This window comes from Acidimicrobiales bacterium (assembly GCA_035546775.1).
Lineage (GTDB): Bacteria > Actinomycetota > Acidimicrobiia > Acidimicrobiales > JACCXE01 > JACCXE01.
This window is the reverse complement of sequence record DASZWD010000030.1, coordinates 22,811-34,298: the sequence shown is the minus strand read 5'-3', so window position 1 is coordinate 34,298 and position 11,488 is coordinate 22,811. Positions and strand designations below refer to the sequence as shown.

The window sequence follows — 11,488 nt, the reverse complement described above, 5'->3', positions numbered from 1 at the left end:
AATGGGCGAATTTCGCATGCCGTCGTTGGGTGCCGACATGGAAGTCGGCACGATCCTGGAGTGGCGCGTCCACCCGGGTGACACCGTGCACCGCGGCGACATCGTCGCCGTCGTCGACACCGAAAAGGCCACGATCGACGTGGAAGTCTTCGAAGACGGCGTCGTCGAAGAGCTGCTCGTCGAACCGGGAGTCCAGGTGCCGGTCGGTGCCGTGCTGGCGCGCATCGCGTCGCCGACCGCCGCGGAACCACGCAGCGAGTTCGTGCGGGCTTCGCCGCGGGCGCGCCGCGAGGCAAAGGCACGTGGCGTACCGCTCACCGACATCACGGGAACGGGGCCCGGCGGCGCCGTGGTCGTCGATGACGTGGCCGCGCCGGCCGAGCCCGCGCCGGCCGCGCCCGCGCCCGATACCCGGCGCGCCATTGCTGCTGCCATGGCGCGCTCCAAGCGCGAGGTGCCGCACTACTACCTTGCAACCACGATCGACGCGCACGCCGCACTCTCGTGGCTCGACGAATACAACACCGAGCGCTCCGTCGCTGACCGCATCGTGCCGGCGGCCCTGCTGCTCAAGGCCACGGCACTCGCGCTGCACGACTGCCCGGTCTTGAACGGATTCTGGCGTGACGGGTTCACGCCGTCGGCGCAAGTCCATCTCGGCGTCGCGGTGGCGTTGCGTGGCGGCGGCTTGCTCACGCCCTCCATCCAGAACGCCCACCAGCTCTCCGTCGCCGAAGTGATGGTCGCCCTGCGCGGCATCGTCACCCGCGCTCGCGAGAAGAAGCTACGCAGCTCCGACATGGGCGAGGCCACCGCGACGGTCACGAACCTCGGCGACCAAGGTGTCGAGGAGGTGTTCGGCATCATCTTCCCGCCGCAGGTGGCGCTCGTCGGCTTCGGCAAGATCGTGGAACGTCCGTGGGCGGCCGACGGCATGCTGGGGGTGCGGCCGGTTGTGCGCGCCACGCTGTCAGCCGACCACCGCGCCTCCGACGGCCACGACGGCGCGCACTTCCTCACGGTGCTCGACGGTCTCCTGCAACGCCCCGACCGGCTATGACCGCCGGCGAGGAGCGCACGCTCTTCGCGCACGCGCCCGGACTCACGTCGGCGGATGCCGCGGCGCGGCTCGCCGCCGGTGGCCGCAACATCGTCCCGGCCACCGAGGAAATCGCGGGATGGCGGCGGCTCGTCGCGCAGTTCACCCATTTCTTCGCCGTGCTCCTGTGGGTTGCCGCCGGCCTCGCCGCGGTCGGGAATATGCCGCAATTGGCGCTCGCCATCGTCGTCGTCGTACTCGTCAACGGGGTGTTCGCCTTCGCGCAAGAACGCAGCGCCAGCCAGGCGGCGGCCCGCCTCCGATCCATGTTGCCCCGCCGTGCCCGCGTCCTGCGCGACGGCGAGATCTGCGACATCGATGCCGCCGACCTCGTCGTGGGCGATGTCGTGTTGCTCGACGCCGGTGACCGTATCTCGGCCGATCTGCGCATCGACGCCAGCAACGGTCTGGCGATCGACGCATCCATGCTGACGGGCGAGAGCGTCCCGATGTGGGTGGGGCGCGGTGACGACGTGGCCGCGGGAACCTTTGTCGTCGAAGGTGAGGCGACCGCCCTCGTCACCGCCACCGGCGTGCGAACTCGTTTGGCCGGGATCGTCGGACTCACGCAATCATCGACGCGGCGCACGAGTCCACTCGCCCTCGAACTCAACCGCGTCGTGCGCGTCGTCGCCGCGGTCGCCGTGTCGGTCGGCGTGGGGTTCTTCGCCATTGGTTGGCTGGTCGGCATCGGCGCACGCGACGGTTTTCTCTTCGCCGTGGGTGTCACGGTCGCCCTCGTACCCGAAGGCCTCCTGCCGACGGTCACGTTGTCACTCGCGCGAGGCGCGCAACGCATGGCCGAGCACAACGCGCTCGTGCGCCACCTGGAGTCGGTCGAGACGCTCGGCTCCACGACTTTCATCTGCACCGACAAAACCGGCACGCTCACCCGCAACGAGATGACGGTCGTCGCCGCGTGGACGCCCCAGGGCAGCGCCGAGATACGCGGCGCCGGGTACGAACCGGCGGGCACGGTCACGTGCGCGCCCGACGTCTTACCGGCGGTGCGGGCGCTCGCTCGCGCCGGCGCACGCGCGTCGACGGGCCGGATCGTGCCCGACGGCGACGGCTGGCGGCCACAGGGCGATCCGATGGAAGCCGCTCTTGACGCGTTCGCCCGGCGTGCTGGAGTCGACATCGACACCGACCGCCGCGTGCATCCCGAATCCGGCCGGCTGCCGTTCGACCCGCGTCGGCGCCGGATGTCGATCGTCGTCGGCGACGAGCTGCTGGTCAAAGGCGCGCCCGAGCAGATGCTCGGCCGCTGTGACGGCGAGGCCGACGTTGCGACCGCCGCCCGCGCCGCCGAAGAACTCGCGAGCCGAGGCCTGCGCGTCATTGCCGTTGCCCGTCGGCACTGGTCAGCCGACGACCTTCCGAACTCGGACGACGAGCAGAACCTCGGCCTCGTCGGACTCCTCGGCCTCGAGGACCCGCCGCGTTCGTCGGCCGCGGCGGCCGTTCGCGCCTGCCGGGACGCCGGCATTCGCCTCGCGATGGTGACCGGCGACCACCCGGCGACGGCCCTCGGCATCGCACGCGACGTCGGACTGAGCACGCCGGGCGCCCCGGTGCTGCTCGGCCAGGACCTCCCCGACGACGACGAGGCACTCGGCGCACTTATCGACCATGACGGCGTGGTGATCAGCCGGGTCTCACCCGAAGACAAGCTGCGGATCGCGCGAGCGCTACAGCAGCGGGGCCACGTCGTGGCGATGACCGGCGACGGCGTCAACGACGGACCGGCGCTGCAGACCGCCGACATTGGCGTTGCGATGGGACGCAGCGGCACCGACGTGGCGCGCGAGGCGGCAGACCTCGTGCTCCTCGACGACGACTTCGCGACGATCGCCGCCGCGGTGTCCGAAGGTCGATCGACGTACGCCAACATCGGCCGCTTCCTCACGTATCACCTGACCGACAACGTCGCGGAGCTGACGCCGTTCGTCGTGTGGGCGCTCTCGGGCGCCCGGTTCCCGCTCGCGCTCGGCGTCTTGCAGATCCTGTGCCTCGACATCGGCACCGACCTGCTCCCGGCACTGGCGCTCGGCGCCGAGCCGCCCGCGCCCGACGTGTTCCGCCGCAACCCGACGCGCCGGCATCTCGTCGACCGGCCACTGCTCACGCGCGTGTTCGGTGTGCTGGGCCCGACGGAGGCCGCCGTCGAGATGGCGGCGTTCGCCGTCGCACTGCTGGCCAGCGGCTGGCGGCCCGGCGACAGCACGACCGGAGTCGTCGTGCGGGCGGCGTCGGGCGCGGCCTTTGCCGCCGTCGTCTTCGGTCAGATGGCCACGGCCTTCGCCTGCCGCAGCAGCCGGCGACCGCCGTGGCGGCTGGGATGGTCCACCAACAAACTCCTGGTGGGCGCCGTCGCCGTGGAGCTGTCGCTGCTGGCGTGTTTCCTGTTCGTTGGCCCGGTGGCGCGTGCCCTTGGCCAAGCTCGACCCGCCCTCGTGCCGTCGCTGTGTGCCCTGCTGGCGGTCCCGGCGGTGCTCACGGCTGACGCGGTGCACAAGCGCCGCCGGCGCGCGCGGCGGCGCCGGTAGCGATCAGCGTGCGCACGATCGACCAGTCGCAGCCCTTCATGCGCACGGCCCGCCGGGCGCGGGTGAGCGCCAACATCGGCTGGTTGGTGGCGAGCACGTCGGCTTCGAGGTTCGGGATGCCGCGGGCGGCCGCCGCCTCGACCAGTGCGTCGAGCAAGAACGGCCCGAGCCACCCGCGCCACGGTTTGGCCACCGTGATCGCGAGTTCACCGTCGCCGTTCGGCAACACCGCGTAGCCCGCCTCGCCCACGAGTTCGTCGCGGCCATCCGGCTGCGTGATCACCGCCACGAGTTGGACGTCACCCCGCGCGGCGGCGTCGGCCATGTGCTCGAAGAACGCCCGATCGGGTCGGTACGCCGAGAAGAAGCGCCGGAAGCGGTCCTCGACGTCGAGGCCGGCGTAAAGGTGTTCGAGGTCGGCAACGTCGTCGCGGTGCGCCGGGCGAACGAGCAGTGCGCGGCCGCCGTCGAGCGCGACCTGCCGCACGTCGTCCATCTGCCAAGCGTGGACGGCCCGATGCCACGCGGCTAGGGACCTTTGCCTCTTCCGGGCCCACCGCCCGGCGCTGACACTTGGATCGTGACTACGACCGAAGCCCGTGCGTTGCTGGAGCAGCTACTCCAGCGCATCGCCCCCGAACTGGACCTCAGCGAGGTCGAACCGGACACCCCGCTGCAGGACACCTTCGATCTCGACTCGATGGACTTCCTCCAGCTCATTACCGACTTGCACGAACGCACCGGCATCGACGTGCCCGAGCGCGATTACCCCAAGCTCGGGACGATCGACGGGTTCGTGCGGTATCTGGTTGCGGCGGCTCCGGCGCTCACCGTGTCGCGTTCCCCCGACGAGCCAGCGCGTCGACCGTGACCGCGACCACGAGCACCGTGGCCGTGACGACAAGCCGCGCGGCGGTGCTGTAGCGCTGCAGGCCCATGCCGTTCGAGATGGCGGCAATGACGACGCCGCCGAGAACGGCGTCGCGCGCCCGGCCGCGGCCGCCGAAGAGGCTCGTACCACCGATCACCGCCGCGGCGACGGAGTACAGCACCAATTCGCCGCCGGCGATGTTGGTCGACACGGAGCGCAACCGCGAGGCATAGATGATGCCGGCGACACCGGCGGTCATCGACGCGAGGGCGAACGCCGCCGTGCGCACAAGGGCGAGGTTGATGCCGGCGCGGCGCGCCGCCTCGGGGCTGCCGCCGATGGCGTAGATGTAGCGACCGAACTTGGTGCGCCCGAGCACGAAGGTCCACAGGGCGAGAACGCCGAGGACGATCAACACGACCCACGGGACACCGCGGATCGACCGGAACACGGTCCCGCGGTCGGTGTTGCAGATCACGACGACGGCGACGCCCGCCGCGACGACGGCGATGATCTTCGCCACCGTCAGGCTCACGGGCGGAGCCACGAGTCCGCTGGCGCGACGGTGCGCGTCGCGGAACCACGTCGTCGCTCCGAAGCCGGCGCAGACGGCCGCGAGCACGAGCCACCCTGCCAACGGGCTTAGGTAACCGTTGGCGAAGTTGTTGACCATGCGGTTGTTGATGGGCACGAGACCTTCACCGGTACCGAGAATGAACAGCATCACGCCTTGCCACGCCAGCAACCCGGCAAGTGTCACCACGAACGCCGGCAGGTTGAGCCGCGTGATGATCGTGCCCTGGAGGACGCCGATGCCGGCGCAACACACGAGGGCGACCACGATCGCGGCCCACCACGGCCACCCGGTGCCCTGCTTGACCAGCTCGGCGGCGATCGTGCCGCCGAGTCCGGCCACGAATCCCGCGGACAGGTCGATCTCGCCGAGCAGGAGGACGAACACTTCGGCCATCGCCAGGAGCATGAACACCGCTCCTTGCACCAGCAGGTTCACGAGGTTGCCGGCGGTCAGGAAGTGCGAGTTGAGCGACTGGAAGATGGTCGAGATCAGGACGAGCCCGACGAGCACCGGCAGCATGCCCGTTTCGCCGCCGCGCACCCGCACGACCCACGCCGCGACGTACTCGCGCAGCGAGCCGGTCGCCACTTCGGTCTTGGGCACCGCGGCGACGCTCATGCCACGCTCCTCGTCGTCGTGCCGGTCGTCATGTAGTCGACGATGATCTGGCGGTCGAAGTCGGCCACCGGCCCGACCGCCACCATCCGCCCGAGGTAGAGAATCGCCAGGCGATCGGCGACGCGCAGAACCTCGTTCATGTTGTGCGAGATCATGATGACGGCCACTCCGCTGTCGACGAGCCGGCGCAACAAGTCGAGCACCATCGCCGTTTGCGCCACGCCCAGCGCCGCGGTCGGCTCGTCCATGATGACGAGTTGCGAGTTCCACATCGCCGCCTTGGCGACGGCGACGGATTGGCGCTGGCCGCCCGAAAGTGACTTCACGGGCTGGCGGATCGACTTCACCGTCGTGACCGCCAGACTCGTGAGGGTGTCGCGCGCGGCGGCCTCCATGTTCTCCTCGTCGAGCAGCCCGTGTCGCAACCGTTCACGCCCGAGGAACATGTTCTGGACGATGTCGAGGTTGTCGCACAATGCGAGGTCCTGGTACACGGTCTCGATGCCGAGGGCCGCCGCGTCCTTGGGCGAGCGGATGTGCACCTGCTCGTCCTTCCAGTAGATCTCGCCGCTGTCGGGGGTGTGAATCCCGGCGACGCACTTGATCAGCACCGACTTGCCGGCGCCGTTGTCACCGCACAGGGCGGTGAGCTGGCCGGCGGGTACGTCGAGATCGACGTCGGCCAGCGCCCGCACGGCACCAAAGCTTTTGTTGATGCCGCGCAGGCGCAGGAGGTCCGACATCAGGAGATGCCTGCGTCCTTGCACGCGGTGGCGGTGTCGGTCGTGCAGATCTCGGATGCCTTGAGGAACGCGTCCTTGATCACCGTCGCCTTGATGTTCGCCTTCGTCACCCAGACCGGGGTCAACAGGACCGAGGGGACGTCCTTGTTCGCCGTCGGGTCATGGGTCGTGCCGTTGACGAGCGCCTTCGGCGGCGTCTGGCCCGCCCGCAGGTACAGCGCCATCGCGGCGGCTGCCTGGGCTTCGACCTGGATCGGCTTGTACACCGAACCGCACTGGTAATCCGCCAGCACATTCTGGATGCCCTGGGCCGTCGCGTCCTGGCCGGTCACGGGGATCTTCTTCGCCGGGACGTTGCGGGTCTTGAGCGCCGAGATCACGGCGTTGCCGAGGCCATCGTTGGCCGCGACGACCGCGTTGATGTTGGCGTGGGCGGTGTACTGCTGCTCGAAGAGCGTCAGTGCCGTCTGGTTGTTCCAGGTACCGCCCGGCTCGGCCACCTTGACGTAGGTGCCGCTGTCGAACTTCGGCTGGAGGACCGAGTTGTAGCCCTGAGCGAACAGGGTGGCGTTGTTGTCCGTCGGGTCGCCGTCGAGTTCGAGCACCTGGGGCTGGGCAACGTTCCACGAGGAGATGCAGTCCACGAGGCCCTGGCCGATGAGCTTGCCGACGGTGACGTTGTCGAAGCTCACGTAGTAGCGCCCGTCGACACCACCCTTGGTCAGGCGGTCGTAGTCGATGACCTTGACGCCGTGGGCCTGCGCGTTGGTCTCGATGGCCGCGGCGCTACCGCTGTCGAGCTGGTCGAGCAGGAGGACCGTTGCGCCTTCGGTGATGTCAGCTTCGGCCTGTTGCTGCTGCGTGACGGCGCTGCCCTGCGCGTTGTCGATCTTGAAGTCAGCCGACGTGAGGCCGGCGGCTTTGAACGCCCGCTCGAGCAGCGGCGCATCAAAGGCCACGTAGCGGGCCGAAGACGCCGTGTCCGGCAGAAGCACGCCGATCTTGCCGCTGCCCTGCGCGGCGAGGGACGTGAGCTGCTTCATGACGCTGAAGTCGGGCGTGAAGGACGTGGCCGAGACCGAAACCTTCTTCGCCGTCGTCGAGGTGCTGCTCTTGGAGCTGTTGTTGTTGTTCGAACCGCAACCCGCCAGCAGGCCTGCAACCGCGACCACGCCGACCGACGCGGTACACAACCGCCGTATCGCTGAATTCATGAACATGCCTCTTCTAGACACGCGTGCCGGGTCGGCACGCTCACTCCCGCGGAGCTGCGAGTGAGTGTTCGCCCGACAACGCCGTGCCAATAGGGCACAACGGCAGGACTTCCGGCCCTGCCCCGAGGGCCGCCCGGCGCTCACGGTTGGGCGGTGATGGTTGCCGCCCCACAAGCGGCCGCGAAGGAGTGAGAACCATGAAGGCGATGCCCGACCTGCTGCACGAACTGGCCGAGAACAACGCGAAGTTCCAGAACGCCACCGCGGCGGCGATGAAGGCCAACCGCGCCGCGCTCGAGGAGCGTCGCACCGACATCGAAGCCGCCCTGAAAATGAGCGTCGACGATCTCGAGTCGATCGTGCGCGACATCACCAGCGCCAGCCGCGCGTGGTGGGACGCAACCAAGGACGCCCTCGCCCACCAGGTCGCCGAGACGAAGGCTGAGCTGGCGGAGCACCAGCACGAGGCCGAAGCCGAGCGCGCCCGTCGCACGGCCGAGGACGCGGCGGAGGACGCCGCTGCCGCCGTGGCACTGGCGACTTCGTGCATGAACTTCGCCGAGATCAAGGTGATCGACGCCGCCCTGGCCCGCATGAACGCCGCCGATTTCGGCGAAGACCCGGCGACCGCGTCCTAAGACCCGCCAGCGGCGCCCAGGGCGCCGACCCTGCACGGGACGGCCAAAACGACCATACTCGCGGGTATGTCGATCGCCATTACTGAGGACCATCAAGCCCTCGCCGAGACCGTCCACGACTTCCTGGAGAAGAAGGGCTCCCGTGCTGCCTGCCGCGCGCTCGTCGACGGCGCCGAGGAGACGCTGCCCGAATTGTGGCCGGAGATCGCCAACCTTGGCTGGCTGGGGCTGCACATTCCGGAGAAGTTCGGCGGCTCGGGCTACGGCCTCGAAGAGCTCGTCGTCGTCGCCGAGGAGTTCGGCCGCGGCCTCGTGCCGGGGCCGTTCATCCCGACGGTGATCGCGTCGGCCGTCATCAACGCCGCCGCACAGCCGGCGCAGAAGAAGCAGTACCTCCCCGGCCTCGCCGACGGCACGCTCAAGGGGGCGGTGGCGCTCGGCGGCAACGTCAAGGTGAAGGACGGCAAGGCGACCGGCGACGCCGGCGTGGTGCTCGGCGCCAGGTTCGCCGACGTGCTCGTCGTCAAGAGCAACACGTCGATCCTGATCGTGGACGCCCACGACCCGGGCGTGAAGATCGAGACGCCGGCCAACATCGACCCGTCGCGCACGGCGTCGAAGGTCACGCTGACCAACGCAGCGGCCACCACCGTGCTGCGCGGCGCCCAGAAGCTGATCGACCTGGCGCGGCTCATCGTCGCCGCCGAAGCCGTCGGCATCTGCCGCGAGACCACGAACATGGCCGCCGAGTACGCCAAGGTGCGCGTGCAGTTCGGTCGCGTCATCGCCACCTACCAGGGCGTCAAGCACCACTGCGCCAACATGGCCGTCGCCACCGAGCTGTCGACCGCCGCGGTGTGGGACGCGGCGATCCAGCAGTCGCAGGGCGACGGCGCCGACGACTTCAGCCTGGCGGCTGCGGTGGCGGCCTCGCTGGCGCTGCCGTCGGCTGACCTGTGCGTCAACCTCAACCAGCAGGTGCACGGCGGCATCGGCTTCACCTGGGAGCACGACGCCCACCTCTACATGCGCCGCGCCACCGCCCTCGAGGCGATCGTCGACGCCAACGACGCCAAGCAGACCGTCGTGGACCTCACCCGCAACGGCGTGAAGCTCAACCGCAAGATCGATCTCGGCAAGAAGGGCGAGGAGATCCGCGCCGAGGTGCAGGCCTTCGTCGAGAAGGCACTGAAGCTGTCGGGCGACGAGCAGCGCGACTTCCTCGTCGACAACGGCTACGCCCAGCCGCACTGGCCCAAGCCCTACGGCCGCAACGCCGGCCCCGTCGAGCAGCTCGTCATCGACGAGGAGTTCCGCAAGGCCGGCATCCGCAAGCCGCAATACGGCATCACGGCCTGGAACATCCTCACGATCATCCAGCACGGCAACGAGGATCAGAAGCGCCGCTGGGTCGAGGACGCGCTCAAGCAGAAGTACATCTGGTGCCAGCTGTTCTCCGAGCCCGACGCGGGTTCCGACGCCGCCGGCGTCAAGACCAAGGCGACGAAGGTCGACGGCGGCTGGCTGGTCAACGGCCAGAAGGTGTGGACGTCGGGTGCCCACGTGTCGTCCTACGGCTTCGCCACCGTGCGCACCAATCCCGACGTGCCCAAGCACGACGGCATCACGATGATGGTCATCGACATGCACGCCGAGGGCGTCGAGGTCCGTCCGCTGAAGCAGCCGACGGGTTCGTCGGACTTCAACGAGGTCTTCTTCAACGACGTGTTCGTGTCCGACGAGGACGTCGTGGGCCCGGTGGACGGCGGCTGGACCGTCGCCCGCGCCACGCTCGGCAACGAATCGGTGTCGATCGGTTCGGGCGGCGGCGGTGGCGGCATGGGCGGCGACGCCCTCCTGCCGGCCTTCGACGCCGACCCGGATCGGCTGCCCGGCGGCGTCGAGCGCATCGGTCGCTACCTGTCGACCAACGAGGCGCTCGCCGCGCTCAACATGCGCAGCGTCAACCGCGCCGTCCTCGAGTCCGGCCCCGGTCCGGAAGGTGCGATCACCAAGCTCGTGCTGTCCGAGCAGGGCCACGACGCGGCCGACATGCTGCGCGAGCTCGCCGGTGAGAACGCGGCCTTCACCGAAGGCGAGGGCATGATCGCCAGCATGCTGGTGCTGCTGCACCGGGCGATGTCGATCGCCGGTGGCACGTCGGAGATCAAGCGCAACCAGATCGGCGAGCGCATCCTCGGCCTCCCCCGCGACCCGCTGATCAACTAGCAATCCGCTTTTGGTGATGCTGAGCCAGGGTCTTTCTGGCTCAGCATCACCAAAAGCTCAGATCAGGTGCCGGTCCACTTCGGCTCGCGCTTTTCGACGAAGGCGAGCGAGCCTTCCCGAGCGTCGTTGGAGCCGAAGACCTTCGGCTGCCACTCGGCGAAGATCGCTGCCGCCTTGGCGTGGTCGCTCGCCGCGGCCCGCAGGATCTTCTTGGTGGCCGCCAGGCCGAGCGGGCCGTTCTTGGCGATGCGCTCGGCGAGTTCGACCGCAGCGGCGACCACCTTGTCGGCCGACGTCACCTGATTGATCAGGCCGAGCTGCTGAGCGCGGGTGGCGTCGATCGGGTCACCGGTGAGCCCGAGCTCGAGGGCGACGGCGAGCGGGATGCGCTCGCTCAGGTACACGCCACCGCCGGCGGCGAACAGGCTGCGCTTGACCTCGGGGATGCCGAACTGCGCTGTCTCGGCCGCCACGACGAGGTCGCAGTTCAACAGCAGCTCGAAACCACCGGCGACGGCGGTCGCCTGGGCGGCGCCGACGATCGGCACGTCCACGTCGCCGCCGCCGAAGAAGCGACCGAACGCCGCTTGGCCTTCGGGGCTCGCCTGCGGGGCGGTCGACTCACCCGACGCGAACGCCCGCAGGTCCATGCCGGCACAGAACGAGCGGTCGCCCGTGCCCGTCAGGACGATGGCGCGGATGTCGGGGTTCGACTCGGCTTCGTGAATGCCTTCGCCGAGCGCACCCATCAGCGCGCCGTTGAGCGCGTTGCGGGCTTCGGGTCGGTTGAGGCGGAGGATAAGGACATTGCCGCGCTGCTCGCGGACCAGGACGGGTTCTTCGTCAGCCATAGCGCCGTACCTTACGGTATGGACGTAGCCGCTCGCCTTCTGGCGTCGCTACGACAGAAAGACCCTGTCGTGAAGACACCAGAAGGTGAGGAGTACGAC

Annotated in this window: 10 protein-coding genes; 5 read left to right on the top strand and 5 right to left on the bottom strand. The window is 69.2% G+C overall.

The features are described 5' to 3' along the window. The first annotated feature begins 1 nt into the window (after position 1). Positions 2 to 1,060, top strand: coding sequence for a dihydrolipoamide acetyltransferase family protein (locus tag VHC63_05930; protein HVV36124.1), 1,059 nt, complete (start codon positions 2 to 4; stop codon positions 1,058 to 1,060). Then, the gene (locus tag VHC63_05925; protein ID HVV36123.1) at positions 1,057 to 3,648 is read left to right on the top strand and encodes a cation-transporting P-type ATPase; all 2,592 of its coding nucleotides are present in this window, start codon (positions 1,057 to 1,059) and stop codon (positions 3,646 to 3,648) included. Before VHC63_05930 ends, VHC63_05925 begins: the two co-directional genes overlap by 4 nt. Here the strand turns inward: VHC63_05925 and VHC63_05920 are convergent. Then, positions 3,596 to 4,144 (bottom strand): GNAT family N-acetyltransferase, encoded by a 549-nt coding sequence (locus tag VHC63_05920; GenBank protein ID HVV36122.1) that lies wholly within the window; start codon positions 4,142 to 4,144, stop codon positions 3,596 to 3,598. The genes VHC63_05925 and VHC63_05920 overlap by 53 nt on opposite strands. A gap of 84 nt (positions 4,145 to 4,228) precedes the next feature. On the opposite strand from VHC63_05920, the gene VHC63_05915 reads away from it, so the two are divergent. Then, positions 4,229 to 4,519 (top strand): acyl carrier protein, encoded by a 291-nt coding sequence (locus VHC63_05915; protein ID HVV36121.1) that lies wholly within the window; start codon positions 4,229 to 4,231, stop codon positions 4,517 to 4,519. Here VHC63_05915 and VHC63_05910 read toward each other — a convergent pair. The 3 genes from VHC63_05910 to VHC63_05900 are packed head-to-tail and all read right to left on the bottom strand — an operon-like array spanning position 4,476 to position 7,671. Next, positions 4,476 to 5,714, bottom strand: a complete 1,239-nt coding sequence (locus VHC63_05910) for a hypothetical protein (protein ID HVV36120.1) — start codon at positions 5,712 to 5,714, stop codon at positions 4,476 to 4,478. The two genes, VHC63_05915 and VHC63_05910, sit on opposite strands and share 44 nt — an antisense overlap. Beyond that, positions 5,711 to 6,457 carry an ATP-binding cassette domain-containing protein gene (locus VHC63_05905; protein ID HVV36119.1) on the bottom strand — a complete coding sequence of 249 codons (747 nt, stop codon included), beginning with the start codon at positions 6,455 to 6,457 and terminating at the stop codon, positions 5,711 to 5,713. Before VHC63_05905 ends, VHC63_05910 begins: the two co-directional genes overlap by 4 nt. After that, positions 6,457 to 7,671 (bottom strand): substrate-binding domain-containing protein, encoded by a 1,215-nt coding sequence (locus VHC63_05900; protein HVV36118.1) that lies wholly within the window; start codon positions 7,669 to 7,671, stop codon positions 6,457 to 6,459. Before VHC63_05900 ends, VHC63_05905 begins: the two co-directional genes overlap by 1 nt. Before the next feature lie 197 nt (positions 7,672 to 7,868). On the opposite strand from VHC63_05900, the gene VHC63_05895 reads away from it, so the two are divergent. Both VHC63_05895 and VHC63_05890 read left to right on the top strand, forming a co-directional pair. Beyond that, complete coding sequence (locus tag VHC63_05895; protein HVV36117.1) at positions 7,869 to 8,309, top strand: hypothetical protein; 441 nt, start codon at positions 7,869 to 7,871, stop codon at positions 8,307 to 8,309. 66 nt (positions 8,310 to 8,375) lie between these two features. Next, the gene (locus VHC63_05890) at positions 8,376 to 10,538 is read left to right on the top strand and encodes an acyl-CoA dehydrogenase (GenBank protein ID HVV36116.1); all 2,163 of its coding nucleotides are present in this window, start codon (positions 8,376 to 8,378) and stop codon (positions 10,536 to 10,538) included. A 62-nt stretch (positions 10,539 to 10,600) separates the two neighbouring features. On the opposite strand, the gene VHC63_05885 is transcribed toward VHC63_05890, so the two are convergent. Next, positions 10,601 to 11,389, bottom strand: coding sequence for an enoyl-CoA hydratase-related protein (locus tag VHC63_05885; GenBank protein ID HVV36115.1), 789 nt, complete (start codon positions 11,387 to 11,389; stop codon positions 10,601 to 10,603). Positions 11,390 to 11,488: the final 99 nt, after the last annotated feature.